The 17,617-nt window shown below is 71.5% G+C and carries 13 protein-coding genes; 12 read left to right on the top strand and 1 reads right to left on the bottom strand.

The window, feature by feature from the left end; translation table 11 throughout:
* Positions 1-4 precede the first annotated feature (4 nt).
* The 5 genes from BKE41_RS13095 (at position 5) to murD (ending at position 7,587) form a co-directional block, all read left to right on the top strand.
* Positions 5-1,897: a penicillin-binding protein 2 gene (locus tag BKE41_RS13095; RefSeq protein ID WP_070999536.1), complete on the top strand. Its 1,893-nt coding sequence runs from the start codon at positions 5-7 to the stop codon at positions 1,895-1,897.
* 38 nt (positions 1,898-1,935) lie between these two features.
* Positions 1,936-3,393: a UDP-N-acetylmuramoyl-L-alanyl-D-glutamate--2,6-diaminopimelate ligase gene (locus tag BKE41_RS13090; protein ID WP_070999535.1), complete on the top strand. Its 1,458-nt coding sequence runs from the start codon at positions 1,936-1,938 to the stop codon at positions 3,391-3,393.
* 19 nt (positions 3,394-3,412) lie between these two features.
* Positions 3,413-4,861 (top strand): UDP-N-acetylmuramoylalanyl-D-glutamyl-2,6-diaminopimelate--D-alanyl-D-alanine ligase, encoded by a 1,449-nt coding sequence (locus BKE41_RS13085; RefSeq protein WP_070999533.1) that lies wholly within the window; start codon positions 3,413-3,415, stop codon positions 4,859-4,861.
* A 68-nt stretch (positions 4,862-4,929) separates the two neighbouring features.
* Positions 4,930-6,015, top strand: a complete 1,086-nt coding sequence (mraY, locus tag BKE41_RS13080) for a phospho-N-acetylmuramoyl-pentapeptide-transferase (RefSeq protein ID WP_012319328.1) — start codon at positions 4,930-4,932, stop codon at positions 6,013-6,015.
* Between the two features lie 207 nt (positions 6,016-6,222).
* Positions 6,223-7,587, top strand: coding sequence for a UDP-N-acetylmuramoyl-L-alanine--D-glutamate ligase (murD, locus tag BKE41_RS13075; protein ID WP_070999529.1), 1,365 nt, complete (start codon positions 6,223-6,225; stop codon positions 7,585-7,587).
* A gap of 13 nt (positions 7,588-7,600) precedes the next feature.
* On the opposite strand, the gene BKE41_RS13070 is transcribed toward murD, so the two are convergent.
* On the bottom strand, positions 7,601-9,076 hold the full coding sequence (locus tag BKE41_RS13070; RefSeq protein ID WP_012319326.1) for a PAS domain-containing methyl-accepting chemotaxis protein: 1,476 nt from the start codon (positions 9,074-9,076) through the stop codon (positions 7,601-7,603).
* 265 nt (positions 9,077-9,341) lie between these two features.
* Between BKE41_RS13070 and BKE41_RS13065 the strand changes: the two genes are divergently transcribed.
* The 7 genes from BKE41_RS13065 to ftsA all read left to right on the top strand — a co-directional run bounded on the left by BKE41_RS13065 (position 9,342) and on the right by ftsA (position 17,526).
* Positions 9,342-10,508: a putative peptidoglycan glycosyltransferase FtsW gene (locus BKE41_RS13065; RefSeq protein WP_012319325.1), complete on the top strand. Its 1,167-nt coding sequence runs from the start codon at positions 9,342-9,344 to the stop codon at positions 10,506-10,508.
* Positions 10,505-11,614 carry an undecaprenyldiphospho-muramoylpentapeptide beta-N-acetylglucosaminyltransferase gene (gene murG / locus BKE41_RS13060; RefSeq protein ID WP_070999524.1) on the top strand — a complete coding sequence of 370 codons (1,110 nt, stop codon included), beginning with the start codon at positions 10,505-10,507 and terminating at the stop codon, positions 11,612-11,614. The genes BKE41_RS13065 and murG overlap by 4 nt, the downstream gene beginning before the upstream one ends.
* A gap of 49 nt (positions 11,615-11,663) precedes the next feature.
* Positions 11,664-13,070 (top strand): UDP-N-acetylmuramate--L-alanine ligase, encoded by a 1,407-nt coding sequence (gene murC / locus BKE41_RS13055; protein WP_024830018.1) that lies wholly within the window; start codon positions 11,664-11,666, stop codon positions 13,068-13,070.
* A gap of 199 nt (positions 13,071-13,269) precedes the next feature.
* The gene (gene murB / locus BKE41_RS13050) at positions 13,270-14,196 is read left to right on the top strand and encodes a UDP-N-acetylmuramate dehydrogenase (protein WP_070999520.1); all 927 of its coding nucleotides are present in this window, start codon (positions 13,270-13,272) and stop codon (positions 14,194-14,196) included.
* Between the two features lie 111 nt (positions 14,197-14,307).
* Positions 14,308-15,231 carry a D-alanine--D-alanine ligase gene (locus BKE41_RS13045; RefSeq protein WP_012319321.1) on the top strand — a complete coding sequence of 308 codons (924 nt, stop codon included), beginning with the start codon at positions 14,308-14,310 and terminating at the stop codon, positions 15,229-15,231.
* The gene (locus BKE41_RS13040) at positions 15,198-16,151 is read left to right on the top strand and encodes a cell division protein FtsQ/DivIB (protein ID WP_024830021.1); all 954 of its coding nucleotides are present in this window, start codon (positions 15,198-15,200) and stop codon (positions 16,149-16,151) included. Before BKE41_RS13045 ends, BKE41_RS13040 begins: the two co-directional genes overlap by 34 nt.
* Before the next feature lie 52 nt (positions 16,152-16,203).
* Positions 16,204-17,526, top strand: coding sequence for a cell division protein FtsA (gene ftsA, locus BKE41_RS13035; protein WP_012319319.1), 1,323 nt, complete (start codon positions 16,204-16,206; stop codon positions 17,524-17,526).
* Positions 17,527-17,617 lie beyond the last annotated feature (91 nt).

The following is a 17,617-nucleotide window of genomic DNA, read 5'->3' as shown; positions in this document are numbered from 1 at the left end:
CCCCGTGTCCGATGACGCCGACCAGACCCTAGACCCGGCGGTCAAGCCCGCCGTGTCGGACCACGAGGCGGCGCTGCTCGAAGCCGCCGCGCTGGCGCATGCCGCCGGCGCGCCACGCCCCCTGGAAGAGGAGGCGCGCGTGCCCGAGCCGCGCGCCGAGCGCGCCAAGGCGCTCCTGCGCAGCATGTTCCGGCTGGCGATCGAGCGCTCGCACATGCGCGTCGCGATGGTCGGGTTGGTCTTCGTCGGCGTGTTCGGGACGATCTCGGCCAAACTCCTGATGATGGCGATCTTCGGGGAGCCGCCCAGCCAGGAGCACCGGGTCGCGGCGGCGTCCTCGACCGCCTTCCGGCCCGACATCATCGACCGCAACGGCGAGATCCTGGCCACCGACATCCGTACGGTCTCGGTCTTCGCCGAGCCGGGCAACATCTACGACAAGGACGAGGCGGTCGAGCTGCTCACCGCCGTCCTGCCGGAACTCAACGCGTCCGAGCTGCGCGCGAAGCTGACGCAACGCAAGGACAAGAAGGGCGCGGGCTTCGTCTGGGTGAAGCGCGAGCTCACGCCGAAGCAGCAGGCCGAGGTTCACCGGCTCGGCATCCCGGGCATCGGCTTCCTGCCCGACCACAAGCGGGTCTACCCGAACGGCGTCGCCGCCGCCCACATCCTGGGCGCGACGAACCTCGACGGCGTCGGCATCGCCGGCATGGAGAAATACATCGACTCCACCGGCCTGCAGGCCCTCAACAGCTTCGGGCTGATCAACAAGCAGGCCGACCTGAAGCCGGTGCAGCTGTCGATCGACCTGCGGGCGCAGTTCGCCGTGCGCGACGAGCTGGCCTGGGGCATCGACCACTTCAAGGCCAAGGCCGGCGCCTCGATGATCCTCGACGTGAAGACCGGCGAAGTCATCGCCCTCGTCTCCATGCCGGATTTCGACCCGAACGATCCGAAGGACGCGCTCTCGCCCGACCGGATCAACCGGATGAATGTCGGCGTCTACGAGATGGGCTCGACCTTCAAGGCGATGACCCTCGCCATGGCGCTCGATTCGGGCAAGTACAACGTCAACTCGACCTTCGACACCCGGGGCGGCGTGCTGAACTGGGGCCGGCAGAAGATCCACGAGTACCACGGCACCAACCGCGTCATCACCATGCCGGAGGTCTTCACGCACTCCTCCAACATCGGCTCCGCCAAGATGGCGCTCGGCGTGGGCGTGCCCGGCCACAAGGCCTTCCTGAAGAAGATGGGCCTGCTCGACCGGCTGCGCACCGAGCTGCCCGAGAGCGCGGCGCCGATCGTCCCGTCGCGCTGGACCGAGATCAACACCATCACCATCGCGTTCGGCCACGGCATCGCGGTGGCGCCGATCCAGGCGGCGGCCGCGGTGGCGGCCATCGCCAACGGCGGCGACCTGATGACGCCGACCTTCCTCAAGACGACGCCCGAGGCGGCGAAGGCCCGCGCCGCGCACGTGCTCTCCGGCCAGACCTCCGAGGCGATGCGCTACATCATGCGGCTCAACGCCTCCGAGGGGTCGGCCAAGAAGGCGGCGATCCCGTACTACTTCGTCGGCGGCAAGACCGGCACCGCCGAGAAGGTCATCGGCGGCCGCTACATCCACAACCGCCTGTTCACGACCTTCATGGCGGCCGCGCCGATGAACGATCCGAAGTACCTGTTCGTCACGATCATGGACGAGCCGCAGGGCCTGCCGGAATCGGGCGGCTACGCCACGGCGGCCTGGAATTCCGGCGTGGTCACCGGCAAGGTGATCGAGCGCGTGGCGCCGATCCTCGGCCTGCCGCCGCAATTCGAGCCGCCGGTGAGGCCGTTCCCGCAGATGGTCAAGCTCAACGCCTACCACGTCAACCAGCTCGGCGGCCCGTGAGATTGGATCGATGAGAGTGGATCGATGAGGGTGGATCGATGAGCGCGCGGCTCGCCGACCTCTTCCCCGAGGCCGCCGGCCCCGCCGCGGACCTGACCGTCTCGGACCTCACGGCCGACAGCCGGCAGGTCGCGACCGGCACGGTGTTCGTCGCCGTGCCGGGGACGAAGGCCGACGGTCGCCGCTTCGCCGCGCAGGCCGCCCAGCGCGGCGCCGCCGCGGTGGCCGGGGAGGGGACCCGTCCCGCCGACCTGCCGGACGCGGTCGCCTGGATCCCCGTCGTCGACGCGCGCCGGGCGCTCGCCCTGGCCGCGGCCCGTCTCGCGGGTCCGCAGCCCGAGACCGTCGTGGCGGTGACCGGCACCGCCGGGAAGAGCTCGGTGGCGGACTTCGTCCGCCAGATCCTGGCGCGCCTCGGCCGCGACGCCGCGAGCCTCGGCACCGTCGGCATCGTCACCGGTCGCGGCGCGCAGTACGGCTCCCTCACCACCCCGGACCCGGTGACGCTGCACAGGACGCTGGCGCGGCTCGCCGCGGAAGGCGTCACCGACCTCGCCATGGAGGCGTCCTCCCACGGGATCGAGCAGCGCCGGCTCGACGGCGTGCGGCTGGACGCGGCCGGCTTCACCAATCTCGGCCGCGATCATCTCGACTATCACGCGAGCATCGAGGAGTACCTCGCGGCCAAGCTGCGCCTGTTCACCGACCTGCTGCCGCCGGGACGCCCCGCCATCGTCAACGCCGACGGCGCCTATGCCGAGCGGGTGATCGCCGCGGCCGGGGCCGCCGGCCGGCCGGTCCGCACGGTCGGGCGCGGCGGCCGGGACCTGCGCGTCGAGGCGGTCCGCACGGAGGGGTTCGCGCAGGCCGCCCGCGTCCTGTTCGCGGGCCGGGCTCGGGACCTGCGCCTGCCGCTCGTCGGCGAGTTCCAGGTCGAGAACGCCCTGGTGGCGGCCGGCCTCGCGCTGGCCACCCCGGCGGGGGCGGCCGATCCCGACGGGGTCTTCGCGGCCCTCGACCACCTCACGGGCGTCCCCGGCCGCATGGAGCGGATCGGCGAGGCGCGGGGCGGACTCTGTCTCGTCGACTACGCGCACAAGCCCGAGGCCCTGGAGAGCGTCCTGACCGCCCTGCGGCCCTTCGCGACCGGCCGGCTGGTCGCGGTGTTCGGCTGCGGCGGCGACCGCGACCGGGGCAAGCGGCCCCTGATGGGCGCCATCGCGCAGCGGCTCGCCGACGTCGTGATCGTCACGGACGACAACCCGCGCACAGAGGACGCGGCCGCCATCCGCCGGGCCATCCTGGACGCGGCGCCGGGCGCGGAGGAGATCGGCGACCGGTCGGAGGCGATTCACAGCGCCGTCAGCCGGCTCGGACCGGGCGACGTGCTGGTCGTGGCCGGCAAGGGTCATGAAACCGGCCAGATCGTGGGAGATCGCACGCTGCCGTTCTCGGACCACGCGGTCCTGCGCGCCGCGATCGCCGCGGCGGCCTGAGGACGACGGGGGACCGACGATGACCGCACTCTGGACGCGGGAGGAGCTGGAATCCGCGACGGGCGGCTGCCTGACCGGCGCCGAGCGCGCCATCTCGGGCGCCTCGATCGACACCCGCACGCTCCAGCCCGGCGACCTGTTCTTCGCGATCCGCGGCGATGCCCGCGACGGCCACGACTTCGTCCCCGACGCCCTGGGGCGCGGGGCCGGTGCCGCGGTGGTTAGCGCCGCGCGCGCCGAGGCGCTCGCCGCCCACGGCCCCGTCCTGGCGGTGCCCGAGGGGGGCGCCGACCCGGTCCTGACCGCCATGGTGCGGCTCGGCGCCGCCGCCCGGGCCCGGACGTCCGCGCAGGTCGTGGCGGTCACCGGCTCGGTCGGCAAGACCGGGACCAAGGAAGCGTTGCGCCACGTCCTGTCCGAGCAGGGCGAGACTCACGCCTCGGCGGCCTCCTACAACAACCACTGGGGCGTGCCCCTGACCCTGACGCGGATGCCGCGCTCCGCGCGCTACGGCGTGTTCGAGATCGGCATGAACCACGGCGCCGAGATCGTGCCGCTGACCGCCCAGGTCCGGCCGGACATCGCGCTGATCACCACGATCGCGCCCGCCCATATCGAGCACTTCGCCTCGCTCGCCGCGATCGCGGACGCCAAGGGCGAGATCTTCTCCGGCCTCCGGCCCGCCGGGGTGGCGATCCTGAACCGCGACGCCCCGCATTTCGACCGGCTGGCCGCCCACGCCCAAGCCTCCCGGGCGGGCCGGGTGGTGACCTTCGGCGAGCACCCGGATGCCGATGTCCGCGCCCTGAAGATCGTGCTCCGGCCCGACCTGTCGGTGATCGACGCGGCGGTGATGGGCCAGCCCGTCACCTACAAGCTCGGCACGGCCGGCCGGCACGCGGCGCTGAACTCGCTGGGCGTCATGGCGGTGGTCCACAGCCTCGGGGCCGACCTCGCCCGCGCGGCCCTGTCGCTCGGCGGGCTGACACCGCCGGCGGGGCGCGGCGAGCGCACCGCCCTCGAGATCGGCGGCGGCACCGCCTACCTCGTGGACGAGAGCTACAACGCCAATCCCGTCGCGGTCCGCGCGGCGCTGGCGACCCTGGCGGGGATCGAGACCGGGCCCCGCGGCCGCCGGATCGCGGTGCTGGGCGACATGCTGGAGCTCGGCGCCGCCGCGCCCGACCTGCATCGCGGCCTGGCGGAGGCGATCGAGGCGGCCCGGGTCGACCTGGTCTTCACGGCCGGTCCGCTCATGCGCCACCTGTTCGAGGCCCTTCCGGTGAGCCGCCGCGGCGCGGTGGCCGACACCGCGGCCGACCTGCTCGAGCCGCTCGCCCGGACCCTGCGGTCCGGCGACGCCGTCATGGTGAAGGGATCGAACGGCAGCCGCATGGGCCGGATTGTCGAGGCGCTGAAAGCCCGCTACGCGGTCGATCCGGCCCAGCGGACCCAGGCCGCCCCGTGACCGGCACGCCTGCGCGTTCGGCGCCGTCCCCCGAAACCTGAGCCTGAACAAGGGGGCCGAGCGCCCGGATGCTGTACCTTCTCTCGGACCTGAGCAGCAGCTTCACGCCGCTCAACGTGTTCCGCTACATCACCTTCCGCACCGGCGGCGCGCTGTTCACGGCGGGCCTGTTCGTGTTCTGGTTCGGACCCTGGATCATCTCGCTGCTGCGGATCCGCCAGGGCAAGGGCCAGCCGATCCGCGAGGACGGGCCGCAGACCCATCTGCTGACCAAGCGCGGCACGCCGACCATGGGCGGCCTGATGATCCTGGCCGGTGCCGTGGTGGCGATCCTGCTCTGGGCCAACCCGCGCAACCACTATGTCTGGGTGACGCTGACCGTCACCCTCGGCTTCGGCGCGATCGGCTTCTACGACGATTACCTCAAGGTCACGAAGCAGTCGCACAAGGGCTTCTCGGGCAAGTTCCGCCTCGCCCTCGAGGCGGTGATCGCCATGGCGGCCTGCGTGACCATCGCGGTCTACTCGCCCGCCGCGCTCCAGAACCAGCTCGCCTTCCCGGTGTTCAAGGACGCGCTCCTCAATCTGGGCTGGTTCTACCCGCTGTTCGGCGCCTTCGTGATCGTCGGGGCGGGCAATTCCGTGAATATGACCGACGGCCTCGACGGCCTCGCGATCGTGCCGGTGATGATCGCCTGCGGTACGTTCGGCTTCATCGCCTACCTCGTCGGCAACTCGTTCACCGCCAGCTATCTGCAGGTGAACTACGTCCGCGACACGGGCGAGCTCGCTGTGGTCTGCGGCGCGGTCATCGGCGCCGGGCTCGGCTTCCTCTGGTTCAACGCGCCGCCGGCCCAGATCTTCATGGGCGACACCGGCTCGCTGGCGCTGGGCGGCCTGCTGGGCTCCATCGCGGTGGCGACGAAGCACGAGATCGTCCTGGCGATCGTCGGCGGCCTGTTCGTGCTGGAGATGATGTCGGTGATCATCCAGGTCGCGTCGTTCAAGCTGACGGGCAAGCGCGTCTTCCGCATGGCGCCGATCCACCACCATTTCGAGCAGAAGGGCTGGAAGGAGCCGCAGGTCGTGATCCGCTTCTGGATCATCGCGGTGATCCTGGCGATGGCCGGTCTGGCGACGCTGAAGCTGCGCTGAGAATCTGTGCTAGAGGGGCGACCTGAGAGGTCGATCCGACCCTCGCCCTCACCCTGAGGTGCGGCCGCGGAGCGCGGGCCTCGAAGGAGGCTCCGGGTCGGCCGCGCGATCCCTGGAGCCCGCCTTCGGGGTCCGCCGACGCGGTCACCTCGGGATGACGGTCCGGTTCGGATCGGCCGGGTTCGGCCGCCGCATCCAGAGTTCCGCATGACCCCCGTCACCGTCTTCCAGGACAAGACCGTCGCCCTGTTCGGACTCGGCGGCTCGGGGCTCGCCACGGCGCTGGCGCTGAAGGCGGGTGGCGCGGCCGTGCAGGCCTGGGACGACAATGCCGACAGCCTCGCCCGCGCGCGGGAGGCCGGCATCGAGACGCGGGACCTCCGGGAGGCCGACTGGTCCGGCGTCGCCGCCTTCGTGCTGAGCCCGGGCGTGCCGCTGACCCATCCCGAGCCGCACTGGAGCGTCCGGCTCGCCCGGGACGCCCGCGTCGCGATCATCGGCGACATCGAGCTGTTCTGCCGGGAGCGGCGGGCGCAGGCGCCGGGGGCGCCGTTCGTGGCGATCACCGGCACGAACGGCAAGTCGACCACCACGGCGCTGATCGCCCACGTGCTCGCGCAGGGGGGCCGCGACGTGCAGATGGGTGGCAATATCGGCACGGCGATCCTGTCGCTGGAGCCGCCGGCCGCCGACCGCGTCCACGTGATCGAGATGTCGTCGTTCCAGATCGACCTGACGCCGAGCCTCGACCCGAGCGTCGGCGTGCTGATGAACATCACGCCGGACCATCTCGACCGGCACGGCACGATGGAGCAGTACGCGGCCATCAAGGAGCGCCTGATCCAGGGCGCGGGCCTCGCGGTGGTCGGCGTCGACGACGCCCCGAGCCGCGCCATCGCCGATCGGCGCGGCGCCGACCTCGTGCGCGTCCACGTGCCCCACGGCGACGTGCTGTGCACCGACGCGCTCACGGTGCGCGACGGGATCGTCCGGGAGCCGGACGGCACGGCGCTCGCCGACGTCAACGGGATCGGATCGCTCCGGGGAGCTCACAACTGGCAGAACGCGGCGGTAGCGGTGGCCGTCGCGCGGGCCCTCGGCCTGTCGCCGGAGCAGATCCAGGCCGGTCTGACCTCGTTCCCGGGCCTGCCGCACCGCATGGAGGAGGTCGGGCGGCGCGGCCACGTGCTGTTCGTCAACGACTCCAAGGCGACGAACGCGGACTCAACCGAGAAGGCCCTCACCGCCTTCCGCGACATCCACTGGATCCTCGGCGGCAAGGCCAAGGAGGGCGGCATCTTCCCGCTGGTGCCGTATTTCGAGCGGGTCGCCCACGCCTACCTGATCGGCGCGGCCTCGGACGCCTTCGCGGCGACCCTGGAGGGCGCCGTGCCCTATACCCGCTGCGAGACCCTCGAGAACGCTGTCCCGAAGGCCGCCGAGAACGCCGCCGCCTCGGGCGCGCCGGAGCCGGTGGTGCTGCTGTCGCCGGCCTGCGCGTCCTACGATCAGTTCCGGAACTTCGAGATCCGCGGCAACCGCTTCCGCGAGCTGGTGCAGGCGCTGCCCTGAGGCAGCGCCGGCCTCAGCGCGCCAGAACCTTGGCGGCGTCGCGGGTGGTGTCGACCGCCTGCGAGACGTTGGCCACCGACTGGACGATCGACCCGATATTCCCGGTGATCGCCGTGACGGCGCCCGCGGCGCTCTGCATGCTCTCGGCGAGGTCCCGGGTCACGGCGCTCTGCTCCTCGATGGCGGCGGCGGTCGCCACCACCGTCTCGCGCATCACCGCGACCGAGGACCCGATCGAGCTGAGAGCCTGCACGACCTCCTGCGAGACGCGCTGCACGCTGGCGATCTCGCCGTTGATCTGGCCGGTGGCGCGCGCCGCCTGGTCGGCCAGAGCCTTCACCTCCGAGGCGACGACCGCGAAGCCGCGGCCCGCCGCGCCCGCGCGGGCGGCCTCGATCGTGGCGTTCAGCGCCAGCAGGTTGATCTGGCCGGCGATGTCCTGGATCAGGCCGACGATGCCGGTCATGGCGGTGGCGGTCTCGGCGAGCCGCTTGGTGTGGCCGTCCGCGTCCTGGACGCAGGCATAGGCGGTGTCGGTGGCGCTCTGGGAGCGCACGATGCTCTGGGACATCTCGGCCACCGAGGCCGCCAGCTCCTCGGCCGCCGCCGCCACGGTCTGGACGTTGCCGGAGGTCGAGTCCGCCGCCGAGGAGGCCAGAGCGGCCGCCTTGGTCGAGTGCGTCACCGCCTGCTCGATCTCGCCGAAGTTCCGGTCGATGAGCGTCCGCAGGTTGGCGAACAGCCGGACCTGATCGCTGATGTCGGTGGCGAATTTCACGACCTTGTAGGGCCGGCCGGCGGCGTCGAGGATCGGGTTGTAGGAGGCCTGGATCCAGACCTCGCGCCCGTCCTTGCCGATCCGCCGGAACTGGGCCGCCTGATAGGTGCCGTTCCGCAGGGCGGCCCAGAAGGCCCGGTAGGCCTCGCTCTCGCGGTAGGCGGGCTCCACGAACAGGCTGTGATGCTGCCCGATCACCTCGGCGCGGCTGTAGCCCATCGCGGCGAGGAAATTGTCGTTCACCGCGATCACCGTGCCGTCGAGGTCGAAGGCGATGACCGCCTGCACCTTGTCGATCGCGGCGATCTGCCCGGCGCGCTCGGCCTCCTCGGTGCGCTGCTGCGTGATGTCGGTGGCGAATTTCACGACCTTGTAGGGCCGCCCGCGGACGTCGAGCATCGGGTTGTAGGAGGCCTGGATCCAGATCTGCCGGCCACCCCGGCCGACCCGCTGGAACTGGCCCGATTCGAACGCGCCGGAGCGCAGGCGCTCCCAGAAGGCCCGGTAGTCCGGGGCGTCCCGCTCGGCCGGCTCCACGAACATGCTGTGGTGCTGGCCGACGATCTCCGGCAGCGTGTACCCGACCGCGTCGAGGAAATTCTGGTTCGCCGACAGGATCCGCCCCGCGAGATCGAACTCGATCACGCCCTGAACCCGGTCGAGGGCCGCGAGCTTGGCATTCGCTTCACGGACGTTCAGGGAAGAAAACATGGCGCATCGGCTTCCGCTGGGCGGATCGGGCGCGGCGCACCGGGACCCGCCGGGGGGATACATCCGGAAGTTGCAGTAGGAAGATTAACATAGAGTATCTTTTTACTAGTATCTCGCCGGCCTAATACAGCATTCCCGCAGTTGCCGGTGACGCGGCCGGCGCGCACGGATGCGTCGGCCATAAGGCTCCGTTTACCATTCCTGCCGAGGATCCGGGCCGACCCGCGCGGATCGGCATCCGCGCGGCCTGGAGTCGTTGCCCGGCATGATGTCACGCGCGGAACGCACCCCCCTGACGGACTGGTGGTGGACGGTGGACCGCGGCCTGCTCGCGGCGCTGTTCGCGCTGATGGTCGCGGGCCTCGTCTTCCTGATGGGCGGCGGCCCGCCCGTCGCCGAGCGGATCGGCCTGCCGACCTTCTACTTCCTCAACCGACAGGCGATGTACCTCGCGCCGACCATCCTGCTGATCTGCGCGGTCTCGTTCCTGTCGCTGCGCGGCATCCGGCGGCTCGCGCTCGTCACGTGGATCCTGGGCGTCGTCCTGTGCCTGCTCGCCGGCAAGTTCGGGCCCGAGATCAAGGGCGCGCACCGCTGGATCCAGTTCGGCTCCTTCGGCCTGCAGCCCTCGGAGTTCGTGAAGCCGGCCTTCGTGGTCGTCGCCGCCTGGGCCTTCTCGGAGGGCGCCCAGCGCCGCGACATGCCCGGCGGCATCCTGGCGCTGCTGCTCCTGCCGATCACCATCGTGCCGCTGCTGCTCCAGCCCGATTTCGGCCAGACCATGTTGATTACCATGGTGTGGTGCGCGCTGTTCTTCGTGGCCGGCCTCCACCTGATCTGGGTGGCCGTCCTGGGCGTGCTGGGCCTCGGAGGTGTGTTCGCTGCCTACCTGTTCTTCCACCACGTCCGCGAGCGCTTCAACAAGTTCCTCGACCGGGATTCCGGCGGCGGCTTCCAGGACTTCTGGTCGCGCGAGTCGTTCCGCTCGGGCGGCTGGTTCGGAACCGGGCCGGGCGAGGGCGTGGCCAAGCGCCACCTGCCGGACGCGCATACCGACTTCATCTTCTCGGTCACCGGCGAGGAGTTCGGCGTGATCGTCTGCCTGTGCCTCGTGGCCCTCTTCGCCTTCATCGTGCTGCGCGGCCTCAAGCTCGCGCGGCGCACGGACGACACCTTCTCGCGGCTGGCGATCACCGGGCTGACCACGCTGTTCGGCCTCCAGGCCTGCATCAACATGGCGGTGAACACCCAGCTTATGCCCGCCAAGGGCATGACCCTGCCGTTCGTCTCCTACGGCGGCTCCTCGCTGATCTCGCTGGCGCTCGGCACCGGCTTCCTCGTCGCCCTGACCCGCAAGCGCCCCCGCACCGTGATGCTCAGCCAGAAGCCCCCCGGCACCGCGCCCGCCACCGTCGCCGGAGTGATGCGGTGACGGTCTTCACGCCCACGATCCTGCTCTGTGCCGGCGGCACCGGCGGCCATCTCTTCCCCGCCGAGAGTCTCGCCCACGCGCTGCGGGCCCGCGGCGTCCGGGTGGCCCTCGCCACCGACGCCCGGGTCGATTCCATCGCGTCCGAGTTCCCGGCCTCCGAGGTGGTGACCATCGCCTCGGCGACGCCGTCCGGCCGCTCGCCGCTCAAGCGGGCCGGCGCCGTGCTGACCCTCGGCCGCGGGTTCGGCGTGGCCGCGAAGGAGATCCGCCGGATCAACCCGGCCGCCATCGTGGGTTTCGGTGGCTACCCGACAGTCCCACCGGTGCTCGCCGGCCAGATCCTGCGCGTGCCGACGATCCTGCACGAGCAGAACGCCGTGATGGGCCGGGCCAACGCTTTCCTGGCGCGGGGCGCCCGCACCATCGCCACCGGCTTCAAGGTCGTGCGCGGCGTGCCCGACAAGGCGAGAGCTCCGCGGATCCACACCGGCAACCCGCTCCGCCCGGCGGTGATTGAGGCGGCGAAGGTCCCGTATCCCGCTTTCGGACCGGACGACGCCCTGCGGCTCCTGGTGTTCGGCGGCAGCCAGGGCGCCCGGGTCATGGGCGAGGTCGTGCCCGAGGCGATCGCCCGCCTGCCCGACGCACTGCGCGCCCGGCTGCACCTCGTCCAGCAGGTCCGCCCCGAGGACCTGACGGCGGTGCAGAACCGCTACCTCGCCATGGGGCTCGCCGGGATCGAGGCGGCGCCGTTCTTCAAGGACCTGCCGGCACGGATGGCCGCGAGCCACCTCGTGGTCTCGCGCTCGGGCGCCTCGACGGTCTCGGAACTGGCGGCGATCGGCCGCCCGGCGATCCTCGTGCCGCTGCCCGGCTCCCTCGACCAGGACCAGGCCACCAACGCCGCGACCCTCGACGCGATCGGCGCGGCGCTGGCCGTGAAGCAGCCGGATTTCACGCCGGAGCGCCTCGCCGCGGAGCTGACCGCCTGCTTCGCGACGCCGGCAAAATTGACCGCGGCGGCCGATGCGGCCAGAAGCGCGGGCATCCACGACGCCGCCGAGCGGCTGGCCGAGGTCGTCGTCGAGACGGCCGCCCGCACCTGATCCTCAAGGGATTCCGCACCGGCGGTCCCGCCACCAGACGGTTCGACCCATGAAGCTGCCCGACAAGCTCGGCCCCATCCACTTCATCGGCATCGGCGGCATCGGCATGTCCGGCATCGCCGAGGTGATGCACAACCTCGGCTACACGGTGCAGGGCTCGGACGCGTCCGACAACGCCAATGTCCGCCGTCTCGCCGAGAAGGGCATGCGCACCTTCGTGGGCCACGACGCCAAGAACGTCGAGGAGGCCGCCCTCGTCGTCGTCTCGACCGCGATCCGGCGCGACAACCCCGAGTTGCAGGCCGCCCGCGAGCGACGCCTGCCCGTGGTGCGACGGGCCGAGATGCTGGCCGAGCTGATGCGCTTCAAGTCCTGCGTGGCGATCGCCGGCACGCACGGGAAGACCACGACCACGTCGCTCGTCGCCACCCTGCTCGACGCCGGCAACCTCGACCCGACCGTGATCAACGGCGGCATCATCAACGCCTACGGCACCAACGCCCGCATGGGCGCGGGCGAGTGGATGGTGGTGGAGGCCGACGAGTCCGACGGCACCTTCCTGAAGCTGCCGGCCGACGTCGCGATCGTCACCAACATCGACCCCGAGCACCTCGACCATTTCGGCTCGTTCGACGCGATCAAGGACGCGTTCCGGCGCTTCATCGACAACATCCCGTTCTACGGCTTCGCGGTGATGTGCATCGACCACCCGGTGGTGCAGGATCTCGTCGGCCATATCGAGGACCGGCGGATCATCACCTACGGTGAGAACCCGCAGGCCGATGTGCGCCTCATCGACGTGGACCTGCGCGGCGGCCAGAGCCGCTTCCGGGTGATGATCCGCGACCGTCGCCCCGGCTACCGGATGGAGATGGAGGATCTCGTCCTGCCGATGCCCGGCAAGCACAACGCGCTCAACGCCACCGCGGCGCTCGCCGTCGCGCACGAGCTCGGCGTGAAGCCGGACGCGATCCGCCAGGCACTCGCGGGCTTCGGCGGCGTGAAGCGGCGCTTCACCCGCACCGGCGAGTGGAACGGCGCGACGATCTTCGACGATTACGGACACCACCCGGTGGAGATCAAGGCGGTGCTCAAGGCCGCCCGTGCCTCGACCGAGCACGGCGTCATCGCGGTGGTGCAGCCGCACCGCTACACCCGGCTGCAGTCGCTCTTCGACGATTTCTGCACCTGCTTCAACGATGCCGACACGGTCATCGTCGCGCCGGTCTACGCGGCCGGCGAGCAGCCGATCGAGGGGTTCGACCGCGACAGCCTCGTGGCCGGCCTGCGCTCCCGCGGCCATCGGGACGCCCGGGCCCTGGAGCGGCCGGAGGAACTGGCCGGGATCATCGCGGACCTCGCCAAGCCCGGCGATTACGTGGTCTGCCTCGGCGCCGGCACGATCACGCAGTGGGCCTACGCCCTGCCGGACGAACTCGCCGCGCGGGGACGGTAGGCGCGATGCGTGAGCCCGCCCCGGGAGGCGTCTCGGGTCGGCCACGCCGTCGGCCGTCCACACTGGGCTGCGCTCTGAGGATGAACCCGGCGGTGACTCTCCGGACCCCGGCCTCGCAGCGTCCGCTGCCACCCCGATGCGACGACACCAGGATCGCCGCATCCCTCTCCCCGCGGGCGGGGCGAGGGGAGACACACAGATGACCGCCTCTCTGCACGATCGCATCCGGGCCGCTGCGCCCGACCTCCGCGGGCGCCTGCTCGCCGACCAGCCGCTCGCCGACCTCACGTGGTTTAGGGTCGGCGGACCGGCCGAGGTCCTGTTCACCCCGGCCGACGAGGAGGATCTCGCCCGCCTTCTCGCGACCCTCGATCCGGACGTGCCAATCACGGTGATCGGGCTCGGCTCGAACCTGATCGTGCGGGACGGCGGCGTGCCGGGCGTCGTGGTCCGCCTCGGCGGCAAGGCCTTCGGCAGCATCGCGATCGACGGCGACGCGCTGACCGTCGGCACCGCGGTCCCGGACATGCGCCTCGCCAAGGCGGCCGCCGAGGCCGGGCTCGACGGGCTCGCCTTCTATCGCGGCATCCCCGGGTCGATCGGCGGCGCGCTCCGCATGAACGCGGGCGCGCATGGCGGCGAGACCACCGACGTGCTGGTGGAAGCCCGCGGGATCGACCGCGGGGGCGCGCTGCGCACCTTCAGCCACGCCGACATGGGCTTCTCCTACCGGCATTCGGACGCCCCAGAGGACGTGATCTTCACGCGCGCCGTCTTCCGCGGCCGGACCGGCGACCGCAGGGCGATCGAGGCCGAGATGGAACGGGTCACGGCCGCCCGGGAGGCCGCGCAGCCGATCCGCGAGCGGACCGGCGGCTCGACCTTCGCCAACCCGGACGGCGGCAAGGCGTGGCAGCTGATCGACGCCGCCGGCTGCCGCGGGCTGAGGCGGGGGGGCGCCCAGGTCAGCGAGATGCACTGCAACTTCCTGATCAATACCGGTGACGCGACCGCGGCCGACATCGAGGGGCTGGGCGAGGAGGTTCGCCGCCGCGTCCGCGACACCAGCGGGGTCGAGCTGCGCTGGGAGATCCGGCGCATCGGCCGGCCCACCGGCGCCGAGTGAGAGCGGTCTTCCGGACGCGCCGACGCGGCCGAGATACGATGCTCGGCCGGCGCAGCGACCGTTCGGGTGCGTTCAGATCCTGATTGAAGCCGACCTTTTCGAGGTGCCCTGATGTCCAAGCACGTCGCCGTCCTCCTGGGCGGCACCTCCGCCGAGCGCGAGGTCTCCCTCAATTCCGGCAAGGCCTGCGCCGACGCGCTCGAAGGGGAGGGCTACCGGGTCACCCGGGTCGATGTCGGCCCCGACATCGCCTCCGTGCTGACGGCGCTCCGGCCGGACGCGGCGTTCAACGCGCTCCACGGACCTGACGGCGAGGACGGCACGATCCAGGGCCTGCTGGAGATCCTCAAGATCCCCTACACCCATTCCGGCGTCCTCGCCTCGGCGCTGGCCATGAACAAGGAGCGGGCCAAGACCGTCATGCGCGCCGCCGGCGTCGACGTGCCGGAGGGCCGGATCGTTAACCGTCGTGAGGCCGCCAGGACACACCCCCTGCCGCCACCCTACGTGGTGAAACCGATCGCCGAAGGCTCATCGGTGGGTGTGATCATCGTGCGCGACGGCCGCTCGCACCCGCCCCAGATCCTCGCCTCCGAGGAATGGACGTTCGGCGAGCAAGTCCTTGCAGAACCTTACATTGCTGGCCGCGAACTCACCTGCGGCGTGATGGGCGACAAGGCCCTCGGGGTGATCGAGGTGAAGGCCGCCACGGGGGATTGGTACGATTACGACGCCAAGTACGCTCCGGGGGGCTCGGTTCACGTGCTCCCGGCCGAACTTAAACCAAATGTTTACCAGCGTGTCCAAGAACTGTCGTTAACGGCGCATCAAGCACTGGGCTGTCGGGGCGTCAGCCGTGCCGACCTTCGCTACGACGACACACCGGGTGGAACCGGTCTGCTCGTGGTGCTGGAGGTCAACACGCAACCCGGCATGACCCAGACGAGCCTTGTGCCGGAGATGGCGGCCCATGCGGGCCTGAGTTTCGGTGAGCTCGTCCGATGGATGGTGGAGGACGCTTCCCTGAATCGCTGAGCGGCGACGCCGCCGGCCGGAGCGGTCCCGCGCGCCTCGCCGGCGCGATCCTGGGCCGGCTCGCCGGCCGCGCCACGTCCCGGTCGCTCTCGGTTCGTCGGGCCCGCCCGAGTCAGCGGCTGAGCGAGCGCCTGCCCCGCGGCGCCGGAATCGTGGCGGTCGCCGTGTCCGCCGCCGCCGTGGCGCTCGCCGGCTTCGTGGCGAGCGGCCGCTACGACGCGTTCGTGGCCGAGCAGGGCCGCCCCCTCGACATCGCCGCGCGCATCGCCGGCTTCGGCGTCGAGCGCGTCACCATCTCGGGCATCTCCCGCATGTACGAGCGCGAGGTCCTGGCGGCCGCCGGGATCGACTGGCGCTCCTCCGTTCCCTTCCTCGACGTCAACGACGTGCGCGAGCGGCTGCTCCGCGTGCCGCTGATCGCGCAGGCCTCGGTCCGGAAGATCTACCCCAACGAGATCGCCATCACCCAGGTGGAGCGCGAGCCCGCGGCCCTATGGCAGAAGAACGGCGAGATCAACGTGATCGCCGCCGACGGCACCGTCATCGACGCCATGCGCGACGACCGTTACGCGAGCCTGCCCCTGGTGGTCGGCGAAGACGCCAACACCAAGCTTCCGGAATATCTCGCCCTCATCGCCGCCGCCGGGCCGCTCGCCGAGCGGATCAAGGCCGGCACCTACGTGTCCGGCCGGCGCTGGACCCTCAAGTTCGACGGCATCGACGTGCGCCTGCCCGAGGCCGACCCGGCCGCGGCGCTCGCCCGCCTCGTGCGGTTCGAGCGCGAGGCCCACCTGCTCGAGAAGGACATCATCGCGGTGGACCTGCGCATGCCGGACCGCCTGGTGGTGCGCCTGACCGAGGAGGCCGCCGCCGCCCGCGCGGAAGCCCAGAAGGCGAAGAAGAAGGGCGCGGCCAGCTGATGCCCTTCCTGTCGATCTCCGCTCGTCCCGCATCCCGCGCCCGGTAGCGTCAATGCACAGCCAACACGGCCTCACGCCGCGCTTGAAGCCGCTCTCCGCCCGGCGCTCGACCACCCTCTCGGTGCTCGACATCGGCACGAGCAAGGTGGTCTGCCTCATCGCCGAGCTGCAGCCCGCCGAGGCGCTCACGACGCTCCGCGGCCGCACGCACCTCGCGCGCATCATCGGCATCGGCCACCAGCGCTCCCTGGGCCTGAAGGGCGGCGCCATCGTCGATCTCGCCGCGGCCGAGAGCGCGATCCGCCAGGCGGTGCACGCCGCCGAGCGGATGGCCAAGGTCGAGGTCCAGTCGGTCATCGTCAACATGTCGGGCGGCCGGCTCGCCTCGCAGCATTTCCAGGCGCGGGTGAACGTCCGCTCGGGCACCGTCACGGGCAGCGACGTCGAGCGGGTGCTCGAGACCGCGAGCGCCCACGGCGTCAGCCCCGGCCGGGCCGTGCTGCACGCCCTGCCCACCGGCTACGCCCTGGACGGGCAGGGCGCCGTCATCGACCCGTCGGGCATGATCGGCGAGGCGCTCAGCGTCGACCTGCACGTCGTCACCAGCGAGCTCGCGGCCGCCCGCAACGTCATGCTGGCGGTGGAGCACTGCCACCTCGGCGTCGAGGCGGTGATCGCCACGCCCTACGCGGCCGGCCTCTCGGCGCTGGTCGACGACGAGGCCGAGATGGGTGTCTGCGTCGTCGACATGGGCGGCGGCACCACCAGCGTCGGCGTGTTCTCCGGCGGCCACCTCGTGCACGTGGACGCCCTGGCGGTCGGCGGCCACCACGTCACCATGGACATCGCCCGCGGCCTCTCCACCCGCATGGCGGCGGCCGAGCGGCTGAAGACCCTCTACGGCTCGGCCCTCTCCACCCCCTCCGACGACCGCGACATGATCGCCGTGCACGGCGTCGGCGAGGACGAGGGCGAGGCGCCGGCCCACATCCCGCGCTCGCAGCTCGTGCGGATCATCAAGCCGCGCGTCGAGGAGGTGGTCGAGCTGGTGCGGGACCGCCTGCGCGACGCGGGCTTCGCCGCCCAGGCCGGGCGGCGGGTGGTCCTCACCGGCGGCGCCAGCCAGCTCGTCGGCCTGCCCGAGGTCGCCCGCCGCGTCCTCCAGGGTCAGGTGCGGATCGGACGGCCCCTCGGCATCCGGGGCCTGCCGGAGGCCGCCAAGGGTCCGGCCTTCTCGGCGGCGGTCGGCCTGCTCGTCTACCCGCAGGTGGCCCATGCCGAGCATTTCGAGCCGCGCGGGCACGGCGCCTTCGCGGCGACCGGGACCGACAACTACCTGAACCGGGTCGGCCGCTGGCTCCGGGACAGCTTCTAGGTTTCACGCCCGCCCGCTCGCGCGGGGGGATCGAAGGGAATCCGGCGCCCAGGCGTCGCACGGACAGCACAGTTAGCGAGAGGCTCGACAC

Origin of the sequence: Methylobacterium sp. C1, assembly GCF_001854385.1 — a bacterium.
Taxonomy (GTDB): Bacteria; Pseudomonadota; Alphaproteobacteria; order Rhizobiales; family Beijerinckiaceae; genus Methylobacterium; species Methylobacterium radiotolerans.
This window is presented reverse-complemented; position numbering and strand designations above follow the sequence as displayed.

Excerpts from the sequence above, each read along its gene's own strand:
- BKE41_RS13090 (WP_070999535.1), top strand. The coding sequence starts at position 1,936 with ATGAGCGCGCGGCTCGCCGACCTCTTCCCCGAGGCCGCCGGCCCCGCC.
- BKE41_RS13070 (WP_012319326.1), bottom strand. The coding sequence starts at position 9,076 with ATGTTTTCTTCCCTGAACGTCCGTGAAGCGAATGCCAAGCTCGCGGCC.
- murC (WP_024830018.1), top strand. The coding sequence starts at position 11,664 with ATGAAGCTGCCCGACAAGCTCGGCCCCATCCACTTCATCGGCATCGGC.
- BKE41_RS13040 (WP_024830021.1), top strand. The coding sequence starts at position 15,198 with ATGGATGGTGGAGGACGCTTCCCTGAATCGCTGAGCGGCGACGCCGCC.
- murB (WP_070999520.1), top strand. The coding sequence starts at position 13,270 with ATGACCGCCTCTCTGCACGATCGCATCCGGGCCGCTGCGCCCGACCTC.
- BKE41_RS13045 (WP_012319321.1), top strand. The coding sequence starts at position 14,308 with ATGTCCAAGCACGTCGCCGTCCTCCTGGGCGGCACCTCCGCCGAGCGC.
- mraY (WP_012319328.1), top strand. The coding sequence starts at position 4,930 with ATGCTGTACCTTCTCTCGGACCTGAGCAGCAGCTTCACGCCGCTCAAC.
- BKE41_RS13085 (WP_070999533.1), top strand. The coding sequence starts at position 3,413 with ATGACCGCACTCTGGACGCGGGAGGAGCTGGAATCCGCGACGGGCGGC.
- murD (WP_070999529.1), top strand. The coding sequence starts at position 6,223 with ATGACCCCCGTCACCGTCTTCCAGGACAAGACCGTCGCCCTGTTCGGA.
- BKE41_RS13065 (WP_012319325.1), top strand. The coding sequence starts at position 9,342 with ATGATGTCACGCGCGGAACGCACCCCCCTGACGGACTGGTGGTGGACG.
- ftsA (WP_012319319.1), top strand. The coding sequence starts at position 16,204 with ATGCACAGCCAACACGGCCTCACGCCGCGCTTGAAGCCGCTCTCCGCC.